This is a genomic window from Kribbella sp. NPDC026611 (assembly GCF_040638345.1).
Taxonomy (GTDB): domain Bacteria; phylum Actinomycetota; class Actinomycetes; order Propionibacteriales; family Kribbellaceae; genus Kribbella.
Window position 1 is genome coordinate 22391 of sequence record NZ_JBEZYC010000018.1, and the last position, 22969, is coordinate 45359.

A 22969-nucleotide genomic window follows, 5' to 3' on the forward strand; every position below is an offset into this window, starting at 1 on the left:
GTGGCCGAGGTCAAGATCCAAGCCGAGTCGCGTACGGAGTTCGGCAAGGGTGCTGCCCGCCGAATCCGCCGGGAAAACAAGGTTCCCGCCGTCCTTTACGGCCACGGCAGTGACCCCGTGCACATCACGCTGCCCGGTCACGACACCATGCTGGCCCTGAAGACCGCCAACGCCCTGCTGATGATCGAGGTCGAGGGCGGCGAGTCCCACCTCGCGCTGCCGAAGCAGGTCCAGCGCGACCCGCTGAAGGGCTTCATCGAGCACGTCGACCTGGTCATCGTCCGCCGTGGCGAGAAGGTTCAGGTCGACATCGCGGTGCACCTCGAGGGCGAGGCCGTGTCCGACACCCTGGTGGTGCTGGAGAACGCGTCGATCCTGGTCGAGGCCGAGGCGACCCACATCCCGGACGGCGTCACCGTCTCCGTCGAGGGCCTCGAGGTCGGTGCGCAGATCCACGCGTCGGACATCAAGCTCCCGGTCGGCACCACGCTGGCGATCGAGCCGGACACCCTGATCGTGAACGTCACCGCCCAGCAGACCGCCGAGCAGCTCGAGGGCGAGCTCGCGGAGGCCGAGGCCGAGGCCGGCATCGAGCGCGACGAGCCGGAGACCCCGGCCGAGCAGCCGGTGGCCGCCGCTGCCGAGTAGTCTGCCGCCGACAGCGCACAGACACTTTCAGGAGGGCCGGGATCCGTGGCGGACGACGTGTGGTTGGTCGTCGGACTGGGGAATCCCGGCCCTTCCTATGCCCGCACCCGGCACAACATCGGCCACCTGGTGGCCGACGAGCTGGCCGCCCGGACCGGCGGGAAGTGGAAGCAGAGCAAGCAGGTCAAGGCCGAGGTGATCGAGACCCGGATCAGCGGGCTCCGCACGGTCCTGGCCAAGCCCCGGGCGTACATGAACGAGTCCGGCGGCCCGGTCTCCGGGCTGCTGAAGTTCTTCAAGCTCGAGCCGGCCAACCTGGTCGTCGTGCACGACGAGCTGGACATCGACTTCGGCGTCCTGCGCTGCAAGTTCGGCGGCGGCGACAACGGCCACAACGGGCTCAAATCGCTGCGGAAGTCGCTTGGCACCGGTGAGTACTATCGAGTTCGGTTCGGTGTGGGTCGTCCGCCGGGCCGGCAGGCACCCGCCGACTTCGTCCTGAACGAGTTCTCCTCGACCGAACGCAAGGATCTTCCCTTCGCGGTGGACCGGACGGCCGACGCGGTCGAGTTCCTCCTCACCGACGGCCTGGACGCTACCCAAGGGCGGTACAACTCGTGAAGCTGAGCGGTCTGGTCGACACCCTGATCACCGATCCGGTGGTGGCCGAGGCCGTCCGTGACGCGCGCGGTGACAGCGTCACGACCCTCGACCTGAGCGCGCCGATGCCCGTGCGCCCGGTTCTGCTCGCCGCGATCGCCGCCGCGCAGAACGGCGCCGACCGGCCCGTGCTCGCGGTCACCGCGACCTTCCGCGAAGCCGAGGAGCTGACCGAGGCGCTGCAGTGCCTGGTCGACGAGCCCAGCACGGTCGCCTACTACCCGGCCTGGGAGACGCTCCCGCACGAGCGCCTCTCGCCGCGGTCCGACACCGTCGGGCGACGTCTCGCCGTACTGCGACGCCTCGTGCACCCGGATCCGTCCGACGAGACGACCGGTCCGATCAAGATCCTGGTCGCGCCGGTCCGGTCCGTGCTGCAGCCGCAGGTCGCCGGACTGGCCGACCTCAAGCCGGTTCAGCTCCACGTCGGCGACTCGGCCGAGCTCGAGGACGTCGTCGAGCGGCTGGCGGGAGCGGCGTACCACCGGGTCGACCTGGTCGAGCGACGCGGCGAGTTCGCGGTCCGGGGCGGCATCATCGACGTCTTCCCGCCGACCGAGGAGCACCCGCTGCGGGTCGACTTCTTCGGCGACGACATCGAAGAGATCCGGTACTTCGCGGTCGCCGACCAGCGGTCGCTGGACATCGCCGAGCACGGCCTGTGGGCGCCGCCCTGCCGTGAGCTGCTGCTGACGGACGAGGTCCGCTCGCGCGCCGCCGTACTGGCGAAGGAACACCCCGAGCTGGCCGAACTCTTCGAGAAGCTGGCCGAGGGGCACGCCGTCGAGGGCATGGAATCGCTGGCGCCGGTGCTCGTCGACAACATGGAGCTGCTGGTCGAGCTGATGCCGGCCGGGACGCACGTCGTGGTCAGCGATCCCGAGCGGGTCCGGGCCCGGGCGCACGACCTGGTCGCGACCAGCCAGGAGTTCCTGGAGGCGTCGTGGGCCGCGGCCGCCGGTGGCGGCGAGGCCCCGATCGACCTCGGCGCGGCGGCGTACATGTCGCTGGGAGACGTCCGGGCGCAGGCGCTGGCCAACGGGCTCGCGTGGTGGAGCCTGTCGCCGTTCGCGGCGGCGCCCACCGACTCGCCGGAGCTGCGGGACTCGATGGGCGAGCGGGTCGCGTTCGACATCGACACCGAGGCCGGCGCGGTCACCAGCCGGATCCTCGCGGTCCGTGAGGTCGACCCGTACCGCGGTGAGACGGCGGGGGCGATCGAGGACCTGCGGGTCTGGCTGCGCGACGGCTGGCGGGTCGTCTGCGTCACCGAAGGTCATGGCCCGGCGCAACGACTCGCCGAGGTGTTCTCCGACGCGGAGCTGCCGGCGCGCGCGGTCGAGGGTATCGAGGAGATCCCCGAGCCCGGCGTCGTGCTCATCTCCCAGGGCCAGCTCGAGCACGGGTTCGTTGCTGAGGGCATCAAGTTTGCCGTGCTCACCGAGAACGACCTGTCCGGGCAGCGCTCGGCGGCCGAACGCCGTTCCCAGCAACGGATGCCGTCGCGGCGGAAGAAGACGATCGACCCGCTCGAGCTGCAGCCTGGTGACTACGTCGTGCACGAGCAGCACGGCGTCGGGCGGTACGTCGAGATGATGCAGCGGACGGTCGGGTCCGGCACGCAGAAGGCCACCCGCGAGTACGTCGTGATCGAGTTCGCGCCGAGCAAGCGCGGTCAACCGGGCGACCGGCTGTACGTGCCGACCGACCAGCTCGACCAGGTCACGCGGTACGTCGGTGGCGAGCAGCCGACCCTGGACAAGATGGGCGGCGGCGACTGGGCCAAGCGCAAGGGCCGCGCCCGCAAGGCGGTCCGGCAGATCGCCGGCGAGCTGATCAAGCTGTACGCCGCCCGCCAGGCGACCAAGGGGCACGCGTTCTCCAAGGACACCCCGTGGCAGCGCGAGCTCGAGGACGCGTTCCCGTTCGTGGAGACGCCGGACCAGTTGGCCACCATCGACGACGTCAAGCACGACATGGAACGCGTCATGCCGATGGACCGGATCGTCTGCGGCGACGTCGGCTACGGCAAGACCGAGATCGCGGTCCGGGCCGCGTTCAAGGCGGTGCAGGACGGCAAGCAGGTCGCCGTACTCGTGCCGACGACGCTGCTCGTGCAGCAGCACTACGCGACCTTCGCCGAGCGGTACGCCGCCTTCCCGGTCAACGTGGCGCCGCTGTCGCGGTTCCAGACCGACAAGGAGGCCAAGGCCACGATCGACGGTCTGGCCGACGGATCCATCGACGTGGTGATCGGGACGCACCGGCTGTTCAGCGGCGAGGTCGCGTTCAAGGACCTCGGCCTGGTCGTGGTCGACGAGGAGCAGCGGTTCGGTGTCGAGCACAAGGAGCAGCTGAAGCGGCTGCGGACCGCGGTCGACGTACTGACCATGTCCGCGACGCCGATCCCGCGGACGCTGGAGATGTCGATCACCGGCATCCGGGAGATGTCGACGATCGCGACCCCGCCGGAGGAGCGGCACCCGGTGCTGACCTTCGTCGGTGCGTACGACGAGCACCAGGTGACCGCCGCGATCCGGCGCGAGCTGCTCCGCGAGGGCCAGGTCTTCGTCGTGCACAACCGGGTCAACACGATCGAGAAGGCCGCGGCCCGGATCCGGCAGCTGGTGCCCGAGGCGCGGGTGTCGGTCGCGCACGGCCAGATGAACGAGCACACCCTCGAGCAGGTCATCCAGGGCTTCTGGGAGAAGCAGTCCGACGTGATCGTGTGTACGACGATCGTCGAGTCCGGAATCGACATCTCGAACGCGAACACGATGATCGTCGAGCGGTCCGACCTGCTCGGCCTGTCCCAGCTGCACCAGCTGCGTGGTCGGGTGGGGCGTGGCCGGGAGCGGGCGTACGCGTACTTCTTCTTCCCGCCCGAGAAGCCGCTGACGGAGACCGCGCACGACCGGCTGGCCACGATCGCGCAGCACGCCGATCTCGGCGGCGGGATGGCGGTCGCGATGAAGGATCTGGAGATCCGCGGCGCGGGCAACCTGCTCGGGGGTGAGCAGTCCGGGCACATCGCGGACGTCGGCTTCGACCTGTACGTCCGGCTCGTCGGCGAGGCGGTCGCGGAGTACCGCGGCGACACCCAGGCCGAGGAGCCCGAGGTCAAGATCGAGCTGCCGATCGACGCGCACCTGCCGCACGACTACATCCCGTCGCAGCGGCTGCGGCTGGAGATGTACCAGCGGCTGGCCGCCGTACGGGACGAGGACGGCATCGCGGAGCTGGTCGAGGAGTTGCACGACCGGTACGGCGAGATCCCGCAGGCCGTACTGAACCTGATCGAGGTGGCGAAGTTCCGCAACCACGCCCGGCGGGCGGGGCTGCACGACGTCACCCTGCAGGGCAACCTGATCCGTTTCGGACCGGTCGAGCTGCCGGACTCGAAGGTGCTCCGGCTGAACAGGCTGTACCCCAAGAGTCTGGTCAAGCCGCAGCTGCATACCATTCTGGTGCCGAGACCTGCCACCAGGCCGGTCGGCGGGCAGCCGCTCCGCGACCAGGAGCTGCTGCAGTGGTGCACCCGGTTGATCGACGACGTGATCGCGGAACCTATCGTGGTGCCGGCGTGAACCTGACAAAGAGATACAAGGAGATTCGGTGAGCACACGGCTTCGGGCTCTCGGTGCGGTGGCGGCGGTCGCCCTGCTGGCCAGCGGTTGCGCGGCGGGGACGCACCCGGGCGCGGCGGCCGTGGTCGGCAAGACCGAGATCAGCGTCGGCGACGTCGACAAGACTTCGCGGGCGGTCTCGGCGGCGCTCGGCCAGAACTACCCGTCCCAGTCCGCGCTGAACGAGCTGGTCGGGAACGCGATCGCGGCGCAGGTCCGGCAGGAGAAGTCGATCTCGGTCAGCGACGCGGAGATCGCGGCGGCCGCGACCAAGGTCGCGCCGAGCGAGCAGGCGTACCAGAAGCTCATTGCGGACCCGGTGGCGCGGGACTTCCTGAACCAGCTGTCCGCGACCGTGATCACCACGATCAAGCTCGGCGGCGGCACCGGGATCGACGACCCGAACCTGCAGTCGAAGCAGCCGCAGGGCGCGGCGGCGCTGAAGGAAGCCGCAAAGGACATCAAGGTCGACATCTCCCCGCGCTTCGGCCAGTGGAACGACGGCGCCCTCGACGCGAGCATCTCCGGATCGCTCTCCGACGAGTCCCCGCAGACCAAGTCCAAGCGCGAAGCCGCCCAGAACGCCCAGAACCAGGGCCAGGGTCAGGGCTGACCTGATGTCCGAGCAGCCGGCGGCCGCCCCCGGTGCCGCCGGGTCCAGTGCGACGCGAGGTGGGATCAGGGTCTTGCTGACCAGCCCTCGGGTGGCGCCCGGCCTGCTCACCCGCGCCGCCTGGCAGGCGCTCGAAGCCGCGGACGAGATCGGTGCTGCCAGCCCAGGTGGTTCTGTCGCGGAGCGGCTGCGGGCGGATGTGCAAGCTGTGGTCGGGTCGGGCCTCCCGGTCACGCAGGTGGACGGCGACATCACTGAGCACTGGACCTGGTTGTCGGCGGCTGCCGCCGACGGCCGCCAGGTGGTCTGGCTCGTTGGAGATGACGGCGAGCCCGGGCTGCTTCGAGTGGTCGCCGACCAGCTGACGCGCCAGCCGGAGGCGCCGTACGGCGTGGAGATCCTGCACGGGTCGTACGACGTACCCGGGGCGCGGCTGATCGACCTGGTCCGCGTGATGGACCGCCTCCGGCGGAACTGCCCGTGGGACCAGGAGCAGACGCACGAGAGCCTCGCGAAGTACCTGCTCGAGGAGACGTACGAGACCCTCGAAGCCATCGACTCCGGCGACGTCTCGCACCTGCGCGAGGAGCTCGGCGACCTCCTCCTCCAGGTCTACTTCCACTCGCGGATCGCCGAGGACTCCGACGACGGCTTCACGATCGACGACGTCGCCGGCGGGATCGTCGAGAAACTGATCCGGCGGCACCCGCACGTCTTCGGCACAGTCGACGCGGCCGACGCAGCCGCGGTCGAGGCCAACTGGGAGACCATCAAGGCCGCCGAAAAACAACGCTCTTCCGTCCTGGAGGGCATCCCTCTGGCTCTCCCAGCGCTGGCCCTCGCCGACAAAGTCCTAGGCCGCGCCGCCAAGGTGCTCCCACCCGACCTCCCCACCGGCGACGACATCGGCCACCGCCTGCTCGACCTCGTCCGCGAGGCCCGCACCGCCGGAGTGGACGCCGAGCAGGCCCTGCGTGTCGCCGTCGGAGAACTGTTCGATCAGATCCGCGCCGCCGAGTCAGCCGGCTGACACCACCGGGCTCAGGGCGGAGCCGGTGTGCAGGTTCGGGTCGGCGTGCGCGTCCGCGCCGATGTGCAGCGAGGTGACCTCGGCGCCCGGATGGTTCGCGTTGTACGCGTCGATCAGCCGCTGGTACACCTCGTTGCCAGCAGCATCCAGTGTGCGACTGACCTCCAGATAGATCCGGTCGACAATGTCGGCCGTCCCGGCGCCGGCGCGAGCTTGGGCATGGCGGCAGTGGGACCGGAGCAGCGACTCGTGCGGGTCGCTGCCTTCGGGCCGTGGACGGCGCGGGTAGCGGGGGCCGGAGCCCTGGAAGCCGAGCTCGACCCGGAGCAGCTGCGGCACGAACCGGTGCGCGGTGACGTCGTGGGGCGTGAGTTCGTCGGCAGCCGTCGAGCGGTACGTGGCGAGGACAGCGATAAGCTCGTCCATCTCCTCGTCGCGGAAGCTGGACATCTCCGGCCGGCCACCGACGTCGGAGATGCGGCGGCGCAGTACGGCGTCGTCCGGGAGCAACCGGTGGTCTCGCGCGGACACCGCCGCCGCGACGTCGCACACAAGCTCCCACCAGAACGCGAACTGAGCCTCGATCAGCGCGGTGTCCGGAATCGCCAGGTGTGCGGTCGGCAGCCGCGCGGCACGAGCGGCCGCTGCGAGCTCGGTGCGTGCGGTGCCGTCGTACCGGACGCCGTCGGCGTGCAGGTGGCGGAGGTACGCCTGGACGAAGTGGAGTTGGCTCACTTGGTTCCCCTGGGCATGCCGGAACGAGATGTATGCGAGTTTTCGGGCATGGCGGCGAAACGATTGGGCAGACGTCGTCATGGTCCTCACCAAGCGGGGTCAAACGTTTGCTGAACGCTACCGTAGTAATGGTCCAGTCCACTGACACCAGGTGAGGTCCTGTGGGCGACCCCGCGGGTGCGAAGATGTCCGCATGGGGGCCGTTGTCAGTCCAGTTCTGGTCAACCGCAGATCGGAACTCGCCGTGCTGCAGGGCGCCTACGAACGGGCGCGCGCCGGCAATCCGGTCACCGTCCTGGTTTCGGGCGAGGCCGGGATCGGCAAGTCGCGGCTGGTCTCGACCGCGATCGGCGACTTCGCCGGCTCCGGTCCCGCGCCGATGGTGCTGACAGGCGGTTGCCTCGAGCTCGGTGCGGACGGTACGCCCTGGGTGCCGTTCCTCGCGATCCTGCGCAACCTCCTGCGCGAGTGGGGACCGGACCGCCTCACCGCGGCACTCCCGTCCACGGGCAGTGCACTCGCCGGTTGGCTCCCCGAGCTTTCGCTGCCGGAGGGACCGGCCGGTCACGTCCGCTTGTTCGGCGAGGTCCTGAGCCTGTTCTCGAAGGTGGCGGCCGAACGCCCGCTCGTGCTTGTGGTGGAGGACCTGCACTGGGCCGACGCCTCCAGTCGCGAGCTGCTCGTCTACCTGGTCCGCAACCTCAGCGCCATCCCCGTCCTCCTGGTCGCCACCCTGCGGACCGGTGAACTGCCTTCGGGTCACCCCACCCGGCAGTTGCTTTCCGAGCTCGGTCGACGCCCCGAAGTGACGCTGCTCGAGCTGGCTCCCCTTGGCCGCCAAGACGTCAACGAGTTGCTCGCTGCGCTCGACGGCCGCCCTCCGCACGCCGTGGCGGGCAGCGAGATCCACCGCCGCAGTAGCGGGAACCCACTATTCGTGGAGGCCCTCTACGCATCGGGTACGGCGTCCTCCGACGGGCTGACCGCCCTGCTGCTGGACCGCGTCGCCGACCTCTCCCCGGCGGCACGCAGCGTTCTGGCGACGATCGCGGTGGCAGGCGGCGAGGTCCCGGACGACGTACTCGCCGAGGTGTCCGCCGGTCCCGTCGACGACGCCGTCCGCGAGTTGGTCGAGCGGAACCAGGTAGCGGTGCTCGGTACGGCGTACCGAATCCGGCACGACCTGATCCGGGAGGCGGTGTACGGAGCCCTCCTGCCCGGCGAACGAGGTCGCCTGCACACGCGGTTCGCCGAGGCGATCGAGGCGCGGCCGGGGTCGCCGGCGGCCCTGGCCGAGCACTGGACGGTAGCTGGGCAGCCGGCCAAGGCGCTGGTCGCTGCCTGGCGGGCCGCCGCGACGGCCGAGCGCCAGTTCGCGTACGACGAGCAGTTGAACATGCTCGACCGTGTTCTCCAGCTGTGGTCCGAGGTCGCCGAGGCCGCTGAGCTGATCGGGAAGAGCTACGCCGCCGTGCAGGAGCTGGCGGCTGCGGTCTCGTATGCCACCGGTCGCTCGGCTACCGGTGTGGAGCACGCGACCGCTGCGCTGGCGGCCATGGACCCGGAGGCCGAGCCGCTGCGCATCGCCGGGCTCCTTCGGCTGCGGGGTCTGCTGCGGTGCCGGATCGATGGCACCGGAAGCGACGACCTGGCACGCGGGGTGCGGCTCGTGCCCGAAGGCAGCGACGACGTACTTCGGAGCCGGCTGCTCTCCGCTCTGGCCTTCACCGAGCTGGTCGGCCGGCCCGGGCCGGAGATGGCGGAGTGGGCGCGACAGGCACTCGACCTGGCGGAGCGGGTCGGCGACGAACAGGCTCTTGCCGATGCCCGGTTGGTTGGCGGCGGCATCGAGCTGCACACCCGTGGGGAGTCCGAGGCGGTGCGGAAGCTGCTGCTGGACGCACGGCGGGCCGCGGAGGCGTGCGGGGACCAGCACACGTATCTGACCTCGCTGCAGTGGGAAGGGCGGGCGCTCACTGACGCCGGCCGGCCTGAGGAAGCGGTGCGGCTGGTCGCCGAGGCCGCACGACAGGCGGAGCGCTGGGGGCGGATGCGAGCCCGAGGGTCCATGCTGGCGCAGATCCGCGCGGAGGCGCTGATCTCGCTCGGCCGATGGGACGACGCTCTGGAGCTGGTGCACAACGCGCTCGCGGACGGGCCGCCGCCGTGGTATGACGCCGCGCTGCGGCTGGAGGTCGCGCTCGTCGCCGTCCGGCGCGGCCGGTACGCCGAGGCTGCCGAGCAGCTCGCGCAGATGGCGGTGCCGCCGGCGGGCGTGGCCAGCGAGGTCGGGCTCGCGCGTCTGCCGGTCCATCTGGAGGTGGCCCTAGGCAACAACGACGTACCACTGGCCGACCAGCTGCTGGCTGATGCGCTGGCGGTCATGCCCGAGTGGCCTGCCGCCGATGCCGCGGTCATGACACGGCTGTACCTTGCGGCGCTCCGGCTCGAACGTACCCCTACCGGCCGGCGGCGGCGGGTGCCGGCGCGCTCGGAGGTGCTGCGGACCGCGCTCCCCGACGCCGGCCACTGGCCGGTCGTCGCCGCGGCGTTGCGCACCGGGGACGCCTTCGCTCTCGGAACTCTTGCCGCGTGGGACGCGGCTGTCGACGCCTGGCGGGCGATTCACGAACAGTACGAGTTGGCCCTTGCGCTGCTCGGAGGCGCGGCGACCGCGGTCCGTAGCAACAACCGACCTGGCGCCCGGCGCCGCCTTGACGCAGCACGCGAGCTCGCCACCGAGATGGCGGCGGTGCCGTTGCTCGCCGCGATCGACGACCTTGCGCAGCGCGCGGGTCTGGTGGCCGCCGTGGCACGACCGGATGCGGCCGCCTTCGGCCTGACAGAGCGCGAGCTGGTCGTTCTGCGGACGCTCGTCCGCGGCCTGTCGAACGCCGACATCGCTCGGGAACTGTTCGTGTCGACCAACACCGTGGCGACGCACGTGGGCCGGATCTTCCGCAAGCTCGGCGTCACCACACGCACCGAGGCGACCGCGGTGGCGCACCGCAGCGGCGTCATTCCCAACGGCTGAAAACCAGCGGCGGAAGGTGCCGTCGGGCTGGCAGGCTGTGGTGATGGACGCTGCTGAGGTGCTGCGCGAGCAGTGGGGCCTGGAACCTGTCCGAGTGGAAACCCTGACCGGTGGGATGAACGCGGCGGCGTATCTAGCGGTTTCGGCGGACTGGCGGTTCGTGGTCAAGGTGGTGGGGGCGGACGACGGTGCCTTCGAGCCGGGGCTCGAGGTGGCGCGGCGGGCGGATGACGCCGGGGTCGTGACGGGGCGCCCGCGGCCGAGCAGGAGCGGTCGGCTCGTGGAGCGGGTGGATGGGCGGCAGGTGGCCGTGCTCGAGTACGTCGAGGGCGTGGAGTTGGGGAAGAGTGCCGCGGATCAGGCGGCGATCGGTGAGCTGCTCGGGCGGGTGCACCTGGCTGTGGGTCTTGAGAGCAGCGACCTCGACGACTGGCTGCGGCTGCTTCTCCCGCTCGACGAGCACCTGGACTACGAGCCGTGGATCCGGCCTGCAGTGGAGGGGGCGAAGGCCGGCGTCCGGTCTGTGGGCTTGCTCTCGTGGGCGTGGCTTCATGGCGATCCCGCCGCCGAAGCGTTCCGCCGCGGTCCCGATGGACGCATCAGCCTCATCGACTGGGGGAGCGCCATGCGCGGCCCGATCCTGTACGACGTCGCGTCGGCCGTCATGTACAACGGGGAGCACCTCGTCCCGTCGTACCTCGCCGTACGCCCGGACCTCGCCAGCGAGCTGAACCGGGGCCTGGCCGCCTTCCTCCAGATCCGGTACGCCGTCCAGGCCGCCTACTTCGCCTGGCGCTGCGCCGAAGACATTCGCACCGGCATCACGTCTGCCGCCGACAACCACAAAGGTCTGGCCGACGCCCGTCGCTCCTTCGAGTTGTAGCCTGACGAAATCAGTACCGCCTCAGCCCTGGGGAGAAGCCGATGAGGAAACTGATCGCCCTGATCGCCCTGGCAGCCCTACCCTCCGCCACCTGGTGCTAACACCCCCCCGCACCACCGCTGCCTCTGTGGTTACCCAGTCTCTGAACAGGTACCGGTAGGGGACGACCGACTTGATCGCCGCGATGACGTCCGGCTTGTCGTCGATGAAGTGCGTAATACCGAGCTCCGCACAGTGCACCGCTTTCTCAGGACGACGCAGGCAGAACCGCACGTTGCCGGGCGGTATGCCGGTCTGCTCGAAGAACCTGTGATGGTGCAACCACTCCAGCGAGCGCTGCTGGATCCGCGGTCCGCACTTCGACACCAACCAGGCACTCTCGAACAGCGGCACCAACCGCGTGATCGCCTCGAAAGCACCTGGTACGGCGGGTGTCCTGAGCATGGTCGTGGTGTCTCCGCAGAAGAACGACGTGTCACCGGGCCTGGATGATCCGTCGATGATCACCCGTCCGATGTCGATTCCCAATCTGTTCATGGTTCCAGCGTGAGTCCCCACAGTTATTCGACAGAACTATTTATCGACATTCGAGCTATAGTTTCTGGTGATGGATCTCGTGGCTGAGGACTTGCAGGCGTTCGCGGTGTTCGCGCGGCACCGCAACTTCACCCGCGCTGCCGCCGAGCTGCACGTGAGTCAGCCGGCGTTGCATACCCGGGTTCGCAAGCTGGAGGGGCGGCTCGGGGCGAAGCTGTACGTGAAGCGTGGGCGGCAGTTGGAGCTGACTGACGTGGGGGAGCGGTTGGCTGCCTTTGCCAACGACAGCCGGGATCGGGCTGCCGACTTCCTGCGGACGCTGGGTGCGGTACCGCCGCGACCGCTGGTGCTGATGGCCGGGTCAGGCGCCTTCCTGTATCTGCTGGGGGATTCGCTGAAGAAGTTCCTGGCGCGCGGACGCGAGCTGCGGCTGGTGACCGGGGACGCGGACGCGACCGCGAGTTCCGTCCGGGACGGGTCGGTCGATGTCGGGGTGAGCGCCTTCGCGGTCCCGCCGGCGGACCTGGAGTACGAACTGCTGGCGCAGTACCCGCAGACGTTGATCGTCCGGAGCGACCACCGGCTCGCGAACCGCCGTACCGTGCGTTTGAAGGACCTCCAGGACGAGGCGCTCGTCGTACCGCCCAAGGATCGTCCGCACCGGCAACAGCTGGAGCGGAGCATGCTCGATCAGGGTCTGCGGTGGTCCGTCGCCGTCGAGGCGGAAGGGTGGGAACTGCTGGTCCACTTCGTCCGTCTAGGGGTAGGACCGGCCATCGTCAACGGATCGGTCCGGACCACCGCCTCGGTCCGGAAGATCCCGGTCAAGGACCTCCCGCCGGTGCGGTACTACGTCATCACCCGGAAGGACCCTGACGATCGAGTGCTCGAGCTGACCAAGGCGCTGACGTGAGCCGCGACAGCCGCGCGATCTCCCGCCTGCTCAGGCACACAGCAGGTGAGCGCGGCCTCACGATGAGTGCGGACGGCTGGGCGAGCATCAGCGACGTGATCAAGCTGCTGGACCTGACGGAGGACCGGCTCGAGCAAGCTGTCCGTGACAACGACAAACAGCGGTTGCAGGCGGACGGTGAGCGGATCCGTGCCTGCCAGGGGCACTCGCTGCAAGGTATGCCGGTCACGCGTGAAGCCTTGGAGAACAGTTGGGAACGGGTCTATCCGCAGCACCTGCTGTGGCACGGGACCAACAGGGCCGCACTACCGGCGATCGAGCGCGAAGGTCTGCATGCTGGACGTCGAACGCATGTGCACCTGGCGCCCTCCAAGGACAGTCACCTGGGAAGAAGAACGCGCGTAGAAGTCTTGCTGGGCGTGGATTCCGGCAATCTCGCCGTCTTTCGAGCGCCCAACGGGGTGTTGTTGACGCGCGAGGTACCGGTCGATGCGATCGTTAAGGTCGACGCGGTCCACTGAGCGCGCTGGTCTGGAGGCTAGGCTCAGGACCGATTCGTCATCGAGAACTTGGGAGTCAATGTGGCCACCATCGACGCCGTCGGCGCCCGCGAGATCCTGGACTCGCGCGGCAACCCCACTGTCGAGGTCGAGGTTCTGCTCGACGACGACACCGTCGCCCGGGCGGCCGTGCCGTCCGGCGCATCCACCGGCCAGTTCGAGGCCGTCGAGCTCCGCGACGGCGACAAGGACCGGTACGGCGGCAAGGGTGTCCTGAAGGCCGTCAACGCGATCCTCGAGGACATCGACAAGGAGATCGTCGGGTACGACGTCCACGAGCAGCGGCTGATCGACCAGGCCATGCTGGACCTCGACGGCACCCCGAACAAGGCCAAGCTCGGCGCGAACGCCATCCTCGGCGTCAGCCTCGCGGTGGCCCGGGCCGCCGCGGAGAGCTCCGGCCTGCCGTTGTTCCGCTACGTCGGCGGCGCGAACGCGCACGTCCTGCCGGTGCCGATGATGAACATCCTGAACGGCGGCGCGCACGCGGACAGCAACGTCGACGTCCAGGAGTTCATGATCGCCCCCATCGGCGCCCCGACGTACGCCGAGGCCCTGATGCAGGGCGCGACCGTGTACCACGCGCTGAAGGCGGTCCTGAAGGAGCGCGGCCTGTCCACCGGCCTCGGCGACGAGGGCGGCTTCGCGCCGAACCTGCCGAGCAACCGGGACGCGCTGGACCTGATCGTCACCGCGATCGGCAAGGCCGGCCTCGAGGTCGGCAAGGACATCGCGCTGGCGATGGACGTGGCGGCCAGCGAGTTCCACACCGACGGTGTGTACGCGTTCGAGGGCGGCAAGAAGTCCGCGGACGAGATGATCGCCTACTACGCCGAGCTGGTCGCGTCGTACCCGATCGTCTCGATCGAGGACCCGCTGAACGAGGAGGACTGGGACGGCTGGAAGGCCATCACCGCCGAGCTCGGCGGCAAGACCCAGCTGGTCGGTGACGACCTGTTCGTCACCAACGTCGAGCGGCTGCAGCGCGGCATCACCGAGAAGTCGGCGAACAGCCTGCTGGTCAAGGTGAACCAGATCGGCTCGCTGACCGAGACCCTGGACGCGGTCGACCTGGCCCACCGCAACGGCTTCACCTGCATGATGAGCCACCGCTCCGGCGAGACCGAGGACACCACGATCGCCGACCTCGCGGTCGCGACGAACTGCGGCCAGATCAAGTCCGGCGCCCCGGCCCGGTCCGACCGCACCGCCAAGTACAACCAGCTGCTCCGGATCGAGGAGGAGCTCGACGACGCGGCGACGTACGCCGGTCGCTCGGCCTTCCCCCGGTACCAGGGCTGAACCAAGGGGTTTGCGCATGCCGTCCCGTCGGGAATCCGGTGCACGACCCGGCTCGCGTCCGTCGAGCCGGACCCAGTCGCGTCCACCGGCCCGGCGGGGCGACCAGCCCAAACGCCGTACGACGGGGACCCCGGCCGGCCCGGTCCGGACCCGGGGCTCCCGCAACCTCACCGGCCGGGCGGCTGTGGTGCTGCTCGTGCTCGGTGCGCTGATCGTGTCGTACGCGCAGAGCCTGCGGGTGTGGTTCGACCAGCACCAGCAGATCACCTCGCTGCAGCAGGAGATCCGCGACCGGGACAAGCGGGTCAACGAGCTGAACGACGAGATCGCCCGCTGGGGCGATGACGCGTACGTGAAGGCGCAGGCGCGGCAGCGGCTCGGCTGGGTGATGCCGGGCGAGGTCGGGTACCGCGTGATCGGCGCGGACGGGAAGCCGGTGGGTGCGCCGCCGGAGCCGTCGGCGCCGTCGGACGGTACGGCGGCCCCGCAGAAGCCGACCTGGTACACGAAGCTGTGGGGGAGCGTGGAGGGCGCCGGCAAACCGCCCGCGCCGGCGGCTCGGCCGACGCAGGCGAAGCCCACGCCGAAGCCGATCATCACGCCGTCTAAGCTGAGCCGGTGAGTGTCAGCCCCGCCGACCAGGAAGCCGTCAGCAAGCAGTTGGGCCGGACGGCTCGCGGGATCCGGTCGATCGCGCACCGCTGCTCCTGCGGCCTGCCCGACGTGGTCGAGACCGAACCACGACTCCCGGACGGTACGCCGTTCCCGACGACGTACTACGTCACGTGTCCGCGGCTAGCGTCCGCGATCGGCACGCTCGAGGCCGAGGGCATGATGAAGGAAATGACCGACCGGTTGGCGTCGGATGAAGAGCTGTCGGCTCGCTACCGGGCCGCTCACGAGTCCTACCTGGCCCACCGCGAGTCGATCGAACACGTCGAGGAAATAGCCGGCATCACCGCCGGCGGCATGCCGACGCGGGTCAAATGCCTCCACGTCCTGGTCGGCCACTCATTAGCAGTCGGCCCCGGCGTAAACCCCCTGGGCGACGAAGCACTGGCCGCCTTGGACGACTGGGGGCCGCCGGGGACCGTGTGTCTGAGCGGGTTGCTGCGGTTGACTGTGGGACGAATTCGATTCGGCTGTTGATTGCCGACGTGGTGGACGGTCAGCTCGTCGAGGTCGATCGGCGGATGACGATCGTGCGCCTCGGCCAAGGCGTCGACTCGACCGGCGCCTTCGCCCCCGAAGCCCTCGCCCGGGTTTTCGCAGCAGCTGAACAGTTTGCTGCTGTCATCGAGGCCAAGGACATCAGCAGGCTCCGCTTCGTCGCCACCTCCGCCGCCCGGGACGTCAGCAACCGCGACGAGTTCTTCACGGGCATCCAAGAGCGACTCGGAGTAACCCCGAGATCATCTCCGGCGAGGAAGAGGCCGAGCTCAGCTTCCGCGGCGCCACCACGTCCCTGGACCTACCGTCGCCGTACCTCGTCGCCGACATCGGCGGCGGCTCCACCGAACTGATCCTCGGCACCGCGGACGGCATCCTCGCCGCGCAGTCCCTCGACATCGGCTCGGTCCGCCTCACCGAACGCCACGTCACCTCCGACCCGACGACCCCCGCCGAGCTGGCCGCCATCACCCACGACATCGACGAGCTCCTCGACAAAACCGCAGTACCGCTCGCCGAGGCCCAAGCCCTGATCGCGGTAGCCGGCACCGCCACCACCGTCGCCGCGGTAGCGCTCAACCTCCCGGAGTACGACCGCACCGCCGTCCACCACGCCCGCCTGACCGCCGAGCAACTCCGCGAGACCACGCACTGGCTCACCACCTCAACCAAAGCCGACCGCGAGGCCGTCCACTCCATCCACCCCGGCCGAGTAGACGTCATCGGCGCCGGCGCCCAAATCCTCCAACGCCTAGTCACCCGCCTCCCCGTCCAAACCCTGACCGTCTCCGAACACGACATCCTCGACGGAATAGCGTTAGGATTGTGCTAACAAATTTGTGATACATTTAGCGGGTGGCCATCTCCAACGAACATGCGGTGGGGCTGCGCGAGCTGCGCCACAAGACGAGTGAGGTGCTGGCTCGGGTGCGGCACGGAGAGACGATCGACGTGACCGAGTACGGCCGTCTCGTGGCCCGCATCGTGCCTGTCGAGGAGCGCGAGTCGACGCCGGTGCTGGATCGTCTTGCGGCGGAAGGGCGGGTCCGGGCGGCCGTTCGGCCTGGCTATCGACCACGGACGCGTGCGGGTGACGGCACAGACCGACTGGGTGATGCGCTGGCCGCTCTGCGCGACGAGGAAGCCTGGTGAGCCTGTACTACGTCGACACCTCGGCGGCTCTGAAGCTGCTCGTCGAAGAAAGCTACTCGAAGGCATTCGCCCAGTTCTACGACGAGTCCACGGGAGCGACCTGGGTGAGTTCGGCGCTCTTGCGGATCCAAGTGATGCGGGCAGTCATGCGGGTGTTCCCGAGTTTGTTGCCCGATGCCCGAGATCTCTTGCTCGCGTTCGACTTCATCAGCATCGATGACGACATCGTGGATGCGGCGATGAATGAGCCGGATCGGATGCTGCGCTCGCTGGATGCCATTCATCTGGCGACGGCGCGGGTGCTTGGTGCGGACCTGACGGCGCTGGTCACCTACGACGATCGACTGGCTGTCGCGGGCAAGGACGCGGGATTCGAGATCGTCAGTCCACGCGGCTGACCACCACACTCAGCGGGCGCGGACGCCGTCCAGGGCTATGTTGAGGACTCGGTTGCGTTGGGCCTGGTCGGTGAAGCCGGCGGCGGTCAGGCCGCTGACCATGCGGAGCAGGTCGTCGAAGGAGATGTCTGTGCGCGCCTCACCTGCCGCCTGTGCGCGTTCGAAGAGCGGGGTGCCGGCGGCGTACATGGCCGCGCGGGCCGTCTTGAAGCTTTCCGTCTCGCGGTTCAGGGACTCCCAGATCGCGCGCTTGGTCGCGGCGTACCCGACGAAGGCCTGCAGCCAGCTGTTCAGTGCCTCCCACGGCGGCAGGTCCTGGGCCTTCTCCGCCGCAATGCACAGCTCTTCGATCTCGCCGAAGTAGACGGCGTTGAGCAGGTCCTGACGAGTCGGGAAGTTCCGGTACAGCGTGCCGATGCCGACCCCGGCCTGCCGCGCGATCTCCTCCAGCGACGCCTCGACGCCCTTGGTCGCGAACGCCTCCCGGGCCGCCGCGAGCAGGGCGTCGAAGTTCCGTCGTGCGTCCGCCCGCTGCGGCCGCCGTACGTCGACGTGCAGCACCGGCCTGCTCTGCTCGCTCATGTTCCACCACCCTAACGAACTCGATACCGGCGACCTTGATACCGGAGGCACCCCTCCGCTATAGTGGAGGCATACCTCGACTTTATCAGGCCGGGGAAATCTTGCGCCGCGATAGCGCGGCCCGCTCATACCCCTCTGAAGGACTTCGCATGCCTGAAATCAGGTCTGGAAACCCACGATCGACGCTGGCGGTCCTCGCCGTGGTCGTCGCCTCGTTCTCCATGTTGCAGTCGCTGGTCAGCCCGGCGCTGCCCGTCATCCAGCACGACCTGCACACCACCGCGAGCACGGTCACCTGGGTGTTCACCGCGCTCCTGCTCTCGGTCTCGGTGGCGACCCCACTGCTCGGCCGGATTGGTGACATGGTCGGCAAGGAGCGCACGCTGTTCATCGGCCTCGGCGCGCTCGCAGTCGGCTGTCTGCTCGCGGCTCTCGCCCCGAACGTCGAGGTACTCATCCTCGCCCGGGTCCTGCAGGGCGTCGGCGGCGCGGTGTTCCCGCTGTCGTTCGGCATCCTGCGCGACGAGTTCCCGGCCGAGCGGCTGCCGTCGGTGGTCGGCGTGATGTCGTCGATCATCGCGGCCGGCGGCGGGCTGGGTATCGTGCTCGCCGGTCCGATCGTGACCTGGCTCGGCTGGCGCTGGCTGTTCTGGATCCCGGCCGCGGTTGTCGCGGCCTCCCTGGTGCTGGTACGCCGGTACGTCCCGGAGTCCCCGGTCCGTGTCCCCGGCCGGATCGACTGGGTCGCGGCCGCGTTCCTGTCCGGCTGGTTGATCGCGCTGCTGCTGCCGGTCAGCAGCGGCCGGATGTGGGGCTGGACCTCGGTCCGGACGATCGGCCTGTTCGTGCTGGCCGCCGTACTGCTGGCCGGCTGGATCCGGGTCGAGCTGCGCTCGCGGAACCCGCTGATCGACATGCGGATGATGCGGATCCCGGCGGTGTGGACGACGAACCTGGTCGCGCTGCTGTTCGGCGCCGCGATGTTCGCCGTGTATGCGTTCGTGCCGCAGTTCATCCAGATCCCTCGCATCGCGGGGTTCGGCTTCGGGGCCAGCGTGACGCAGGCGGGGCTGTTGATGCTGCCGATGCTCGTCACCATGGCGGTGGGCGGCTCGCTGAGCGGTCCGCTGACGCCGCACTTCAGCGCAAAGGCGCAGGTGATCTCGGGCTCGGCGACGACGCTGGTCGCGGCGCTGTTCTTCGCAGCCTTCCACGACGAGCCGTGGCAGCTGGCGGTGTCGACTGCGCTGTTCGGCGTCGGCCTCGGTCTGGCGTATGCGTCGATGGTCGCCCTGATCGTCCAGAACGTCCCGCGCGAGCAGACGGGTGCTGCCACCGGCATGAACGCCAACATCCGGACAATCGGCGGCTCGATCGGTACGGCGCTGGCCAGCACGATCATCACCGGCCACCTCCAGCCAAGCGGTCTACCGGCCGAATCCGGCTTCACCGACACGTTCCTCCTGCTCTCCGCCTTCGCAGCGGCGGCCGTCCTGGTCGCGCTGGTGATCCCCGGTGCGCGTCGCCGTACCCGGCCTGTTGCCCCGGTCCTGGAGATGTCCGAAGCCTGAGCGTCACCGTCCCGCCAGGGGAGCCAATCCTTGGTCGACGGCGCTGAGGATCTGCGGCAAGGCAGGTCCCGGCCGTCCGAGGCGCGCGGCTCGCGGAGCTCCCACTCGATGAGGACCACACCCGCCTGACGGAGAGCCTGAAGATGCCCGGCCCACGCGGGATGTCTCGCGTGGGCCGCGTTGACTCTCGGAACACGACCATCGCAGTACTCCCGAGCGCCTCGGCCAGCACCGGCGATGCTTGGTTGTCGCCGATCCCACGCCCACGACACTCATGCTTCTAGTCTGAGTGAATGAAGCTGCCACATCCCCTCACCGGGCAACTGTTCGAGAGCCCGGTTCCACCCGGGACCGGTTGGCCGGAGGATCCCGCCGTACGGCGAACCCCGATCGCTCACGACGCGGACGACGTACGCCGGTTGGCTGCGGCCGATCTCGGCGAACTCGAGGCGCGGGTATCTGTCTGCCGGGCCTGCCCACGCCTGGTGGAGTGGCGTGAGGATGTTGCCGCCAGCAAGCGAAAGTCCTTCGCCGACCAGCCGTACTGGGGCCGGCCGATCCCCGGCTGGGGTGCGCCCGACCCGCGCATCCTGATCGCCGGCCTGGCCCCCGCGGCCAACGGCGGCAACCGCACCGGCCGGGTCTTCACCGGCGACCGCTCCGGCGACTGGCTCTTCGCCAGCCTGTACCGCGTCGGCCTCGCCAACCAACCCACCAGCGAACACGCCGGCGACGGCCTCCACCTCACCGCCACCCGCATGATCGCCGCGGTCCGTTGCGCCCCACCCGCCAACAAGCCGACGCCTGCGGAGCGCGACACCTGCGCCCCTTGGTACAACCACGAACTGGCGTTGGCGCTCCCAACGACTCGCGCCATCGTCTGCCTGGGCAAGTACGGCTACGACGCCCTCCTGGTTGCCCTTGCTGCTCTAGGTGCCGAGGTCCCGCGCCCCCGCCCCAAGTTCGGCCACGCCGTAGAACACCAGATCCAGACCCCGTACGGCGAAGTAGTTGTCCTGGGCTCCTACCACCCCAGCCAGCAGAACACCTTCACCGGCAAACTCACCGAGGACATGCTCGACGCAGTCCTCCACCGCGCCAAGACAATCGCCGGCCTGTAATCAGCTGAGCGCTGTCGCGGTCCGCCCGCTGAACTGGCACGCCGGACACTCGAAACGACCGAAGAGCTCCAGCAACCGCCGAGCAACCTGCGGTCGCCCGTTGCCGATCGCAAGCTCGTACGCACGCGCCTCGCCACCACTGAGCTGGTCCGGGTCAGCCGGCGTCAACGTCGTCGCCCCCACAGCTGCGTCGTCGAACTGCCTGACGAGCGTTGGCATCGTTTCGAGCCCGACGAGGAGCTGCTCACCACAGCCGGGACACGCGAGCTCCAGTTCCTGATCCGCCAGAGCATCCAACCGCGTCCCCCACACCGAATCCCCTTCGGTCGCCAGCACGGCCTGCACCCGGTACACGAAGTCAGTGTCGTCGCCGGCAAACGGCACGAACCCCTGGGCCAGTTCGTGCAGCTGGCGGATGGTCTCGGCGTACCGGCTCCGCACGTCTGCCGGCGCCGGGCCGTCGGTCGATCCGATGATGCACGTAGCCAGGAAGAGGGGCTCGACGAATTCTCTTGGATCCCTGTGCGCGGCCAGCTCCGTCAGCCGGGGGAGAGCGGCGTAGCTCGCGCTGTAAACCGTGCCCTGATGACAAAGCCGCGACCACAGCTCGTCCCAGACATCGCGATCTCCCGTGCCGGCACGCTCGAGGAGCCCTCCGACGGGCTCGGCCGAGCCGTAAGCATCTCGCAGCGACCGCCAGTCCGTCATACGGCCCATCCTGGCAGCTACGCCGTGACGGTGATCTCCAGCGGTGCCGACCATCTACTGCCGTTCTCCGTCCCAAGGCCGACGAGCAGCCCCCACTGGCCCGGCGGAACGGCGTACCCGAGCTCAGGAACCAACGAGGCCGTACCGATCAAAACTGGCACCGGACGACTTCCGTGAGCCTCAACCGGGTGCCCCACACGAACCAAGGGCTGCGGACCGACAAACCGACCGACCACAGCAGCGGAGCTGTCGACCAGCAGAGACCCCAGGGCGCCGTTGCTGAGCAGCACTTGCTCGTCATCACCCCGATTCGTCACCAGCACGTCCGCCTGCGCAGACCACCCACTCCGAACCGCCAACGGCCCCAGCAGCTCTACCTCGATCCCATCGAGTCCATACGCTGGCCGCGGTACGTATGCCCGCACGAACAACTGCCGCTCCGGGAACGTCATTGCTCCCACCCGCAGCTCCACGAACGTCTCGTACCTCGCATCCAGCGCCGCCGCGATCTCCGTCGCCCAGGGAGCCAACTCGATCCGGATCCGCCGCTCCCGCCGCTCACTCTCCGGATCAGGAAAGCTCATCAACGCTTCCGGCGACTCCTCCAGCAGACGCCGTACATCCCGTCGCAAACCCTCCCAACCATCCATCTGTTGAAGGTAGCTCGCGTTGCTAGGCTGACTCGCCTACCAGGAGGTTCGATGTTCCTGCTGCAGATGTCCGGCGTCCCCGGCTCCGGCAAGTCCACCGTCGCGGCGTACGTCGTCGAAACGTACGGCGCGGTGGCCATCGACTACGACGTCATCAAAACCGCAATCCTGGATGCGGACTTCGACCTACCGGCGAGCGCCAAGGCCGCCTACGAAGTCATGTACGCCACGGCCCGCCACACCCTCACCCAAGGCCACTCGGTCATCATGGACAGCCCCTGCGCCTGGCCCAGAATCCTCACCACAGGCATGGAAATCGCGCGCTCCCACAACGCGACCTACAAATACATCGAATGCCAGATCCAAGACCTGACCCTCCTGGACCAACGCCTAGCCACCCGCCCCCGCCTACGAACCCACCGCCCCCGCATCAACATCCCACCCGCCGACGCCGCATCCGAACCGGTTGACGGCGAAACCCTCTTCCGCGACTGGCTAACCCGCATCCAACGCCCCGCTACCAACTACCTCCAACTCGACATGCACCGCCCCCTCGCGGAGGTCCTCCCCGAAGTCGACATCTATCTGAAGCCCTAGGTACGACGTGACCGGGCGGGAGCGACTGAAGGCGGTTGAACTGCAACCGGAACTGCAACCGTGGTGCCGATCCCGGCAGGGCGATCCAATGAAACCTGAAGGCCCAATCCCGGTCTGGACGCCCGAAGAGGACACGGCTCAAGCGTTGGTCAGGTCAGCCGCCGGCCACAGCAGCTGAGGCTGATCAGGTCGCGGCCCGCTACGGCAGGCTTTGTAGTCACTGGCAAGCAGTTCGCCGGTGCCAGGATGCCGGGTACGAGCCGAGCCGGGCAACAGATGGAGTGCGCGAAGCGGCAGCGGTGAGGAGCGAAGCGACGAACGTAGCGGCCGCGTAGCGCACGAACGCGAGCGAAAGCGAGCAACCCGGGCGCCAGCCCGCACACGTGGGGTGTACCAAGGTTGTTGGACAGGTGCTCTTGCTTGAGAGGATTTGTTCATGGCTGAGAAGCGTCGTCGGTTCAGTGCGCAGTTCAAGGCTG

Annotated in this window: 24 protein-coding genes; 19 read left to right on the plus strand and 5 right to left on the minus strand. The window is 68.9% G+C overall.

What is annotated here, in order from left to right; genetic code table 11:
• From AB0E69_RS40645 to AB0E69_RS40665, 5 genes are read left to right on the plus strand one after another with little or no spacing between them, the layout of a single operon-like run.
• A complete protein-coding gene (locus AB0E69_RS40645; protein ID WP_360159630.1) occupies positions 1-648 on the plus strand; it encodes a 50S ribosomal protein L25/general stress protein Ctc in 648 nt (215 codons plus the stop codon).
• Between the two features lie 45 nt (positions 649-693).
• The gene (gene pth, locus AB0E69_RS40650) at positions 694-1269 is read left to right on the plus strand and encodes an aminoacyl-tRNA hydrolase (RefSeq protein WP_360159632.1); all 576 of its coding nucleotides are present in this window, start codon (positions 694-696) and stop codon (positions 1267-1269) included.
• Positions 1266-4895 carry a transcription-repair coupling factor gene (gene mfd / locus AB0E69_RS40655; RefSeq protein ID WP_360159634.1) on the plus strand — a complete coding sequence of 1210 codons (3630 nt, stop codon included), beginning with the start codon at positions 1266-1268 and terminating at the stop codon, positions 4893-4895. The genes pth and mfd overlap by 4 nt, the downstream gene beginning before the upstream one ends.
• A 28-nt stretch (positions 4896-4923) precedes the next feature.
• On the plus strand, positions 4924-5547 hold the full coding sequence (locus tag AB0E69_RS40660; RefSeq protein WP_360159636.1) for a hypothetical protein: 624 nt from the start codon (positions 4924-4926) through the stop codon (positions 5545-5547).
• A gap of 4 nt (positions 5548-5551) precedes the next feature.
• Positions 5552-6577 (plus strand): MazG family protein, encoded by a 1026-nt coding sequence (locus AB0E69_RS40665; protein ID WP_360159638.1) that lies wholly within the window; start codon positions 5552-5554, stop codon positions 6575-6577.
• On the opposite strand, the gene AB0E69_RS40670 is transcribed toward AB0E69_RS40665, so the two are convergent.
• On the minus strand, positions 6566-7312 hold the full coding sequence (locus AB0E69_RS40670; RefSeq protein WP_360159640.1) for a hypothetical protein: 747 nt from the start codon (positions 7310-7312) through the stop codon (positions 6566-6568). The genes AB0E69_RS40665 and AB0E69_RS40670 overlap by 12 nt on opposite strands.
• A gap of 193 nt (positions 7313-7505) precedes the next feature.
• Here AB0E69_RS40670 and AB0E69_RS40675 point away from each other — a divergent pair, with 193 nt between their 5' ends.
• Both AB0E69_RS40675 and AB0E69_RS40680 read left to right on the plus strand, forming a co-directional pair.
• On the plus strand, positions 7506-10346 hold the full coding sequence (locus tag AB0E69_RS40675; protein WP_360159642.1) for an AAA family ATPase: 2841 nt from the start codon (positions 7506-7508) through the stop codon (positions 10344-10346).
• A gap of 43 nt (positions 10347-10389) precedes the next feature.
• Entirely contained in the window at positions 10390-11229 is an 840-nt protein-coding gene (locus AB0E69_RS40680; protein WP_360159644.1) for a phosphotransferase, read from the plus strand.
• A gap of 21 nt (positions 11230-11250) precedes the next feature.
• Here AB0E69_RS40680 and AB0E69_RS40685 read toward each other — a convergent pair whose 3' ends face one another.
• Complete coding sequence (locus AB0E69_RS40685) at positions 11251-11766, minus strand: hypothetical protein (RefSeq protein WP_360159646.1); 516 nt, start codon at positions 11764-11766, stop codon at positions 11251-11253.
• Between the two features lie 70 nt (positions 11767-11836).
• Between AB0E69_RS40685 and AB0E69_RS40690 the strand changes: the two genes are divergently transcribed.
• The 9 genes from AB0E69_RS40690 to AB0E69_RS40730 are packed head-to-tail and all read left to right on the plus strand — an operon-like array spanning position 11837 to position 17261.
• Positions 11837-12679, plus strand: a complete 843-nt coding sequence (locus AB0E69_RS40690) for a LysR family transcriptional regulator (RefSeq protein WP_360159648.1) — start codon at positions 11837-11839, stop codon at positions 12677-12679.
• Positions 12676-13200, plus strand: coding sequence for a tRNA 2'-phosphotransferase (locus AB0E69_RS40695; protein WP_360159650.1), 525 nt, complete (start codon positions 12676-12678; stop codon positions 13198-13200). The genes AB0E69_RS40690 and AB0E69_RS40695 overlap by 4 nt, the downstream gene beginning before the upstream one ends.
• 60 nt (positions 13201-13260) lie before the next feature.
• A complete protein-coding gene (gene eno, locus AB0E69_RS40700) occupies positions 13261-14541 on the plus strand; it encodes a phosphopyruvate hydratase (RefSeq protein ID WP_360159652.1) in 1281 nt (426 codons plus the stop codon).
• Positions 14542-14557: 16 nt separating this feature from the next.
• Complete coding sequence (locus AB0E69_RS40705; RefSeq protein ID WP_360159654.1) at positions 14558-15163, plus strand: septum formation initiator family protein; 606 nt, start codon at positions 14558-14560, stop codon at positions 15161-15163.
• On the plus strand, positions 15160-15690 hold the full coding sequence (locus tag AB0E69_RS40710) for a DUF501 domain-containing protein (protein ID WP_360159656.1): 531 nt from the start codon (positions 15160-15162) through the stop codon (positions 15688-15690). The genes AB0E69_RS40705 and AB0E69_RS40710 overlap by 4 nt, the downstream gene beginning before the upstream one ends.
• Entirely contained in the window at positions 15687-16064 is a 378-nt protein-coding gene (locus tag AB0E69_RS40715) for a hypothetical protein (RefSeq protein ID WP_360159658.1), read from the plus strand. The genes AB0E69_RS40710 and AB0E69_RS40715 overlap by 4 nt, the downstream gene beginning before the upstream one ends.
• A complete protein-coding gene (locus AB0E69_RS40720; RefSeq protein WP_360159678.1) occupies positions 16007-16543 on the plus strand; it encodes a hypothetical protein in 537 nt (178 codons plus the stop codon). Before AB0E69_RS40715 ends, AB0E69_RS40720 begins: the two co-directional genes overlap by 58 nt.
• 23 nt (positions 16544-16566) lie before the next feature.
• Positions 16567-16863 (plus strand): type II toxin-antitoxin system prevent-host-death family antitoxin, encoded by a 297-nt coding sequence (locus AB0E69_RS40725; RefSeq protein ID WP_360159660.1) that lies wholly within the window; start codon positions 16567-16569, stop codon positions 16861-16863.
• Entirely contained in the window at positions 16860-17261 is a 402-nt protein-coding gene (locus tag AB0E69_RS40730; protein WP_360159662.1) for a type II toxin-antitoxin system VapC family toxin, read from the plus strand. The genes AB0E69_RS40725 and AB0E69_RS40730 overlap by 4 nt, the downstream gene beginning before the upstream one ends.
• Positions 17262-17270: 9 nt before the next feature.
• Here the strand turns inward: AB0E69_RS40730 and AB0E69_RS40735 are convergent, their stop codons facing one another.
• A complete protein-coding gene (locus AB0E69_RS40735; protein ID WP_360159664.1) occupies positions 17271-17843 on the minus strand; it encodes a helix-turn-helix domain-containing protein in 573 nt (190 codons plus the stop codon).
• 149 nt (positions 17844-17992) lie between these two features.
• Between AB0E69_RS40735 and AB0E69_RS40740 the strand changes: the two genes are divergently transcribed.
• Positions 17993-19414 (plus strand): MFS transporter, encoded by a 1422-nt coding sequence (locus AB0E69_RS40740; RefSeq protein WP_360159666.1) that lies wholly within the window; start codon positions 17993-17995, stop codon positions 19412-19414.
• 293 nt (positions 19415-19707) lie between these two features.
• Positions 19708-20535 carry a uracil-DNA glycosylase gene (locus AB0E69_RS40745; RefSeq protein WP_360159668.1) on the plus strand — a complete coding sequence of 276 codons (828 nt, stop codon included), beginning with the start codon at positions 19708-19710 and terminating at the stop codon, positions 20533-20535.
• Here the strand turns inward: AB0E69_RS40745 and AB0E69_RS40750 are convergent, their stop codons facing one another.
• Positions 20536-21243 (minus strand): hypothetical protein, encoded by a 708-nt coding sequence (locus AB0E69_RS40750; RefSeq protein WP_360159670.1) that lies wholly within the window; start codon positions 21241-21243, stop codon positions 20536-20538. It lies immediately after the preceding gene.
• Between the two features lie 17 nt (positions 21244-21260).
• Positions 21261-21893 carry a hypothetical protein gene (locus tag AB0E69_RS40755; protein ID WP_360159672.1) on the minus strand — a complete coding sequence of 211 codons (633 nt, stop codon included), beginning with the start codon at positions 21891-21893 and terminating at the stop codon, positions 21261-21263.
• Positions 21894-21944: 51 nt separating this feature from the next.
• Here AB0E69_RS40755 and AB0E69_RS40760 point away from each other — a divergent pair, with 51 nt between their 5' ends.
• Entirely contained in the window at positions 21945-22490 is a 546-nt protein-coding gene (locus tag AB0E69_RS40760) for an AAA family ATPase (protein ID WP_360159674.1), read from the plus strand.
• Positions 22491-22969: the final 479 nt, after the last annotated feature.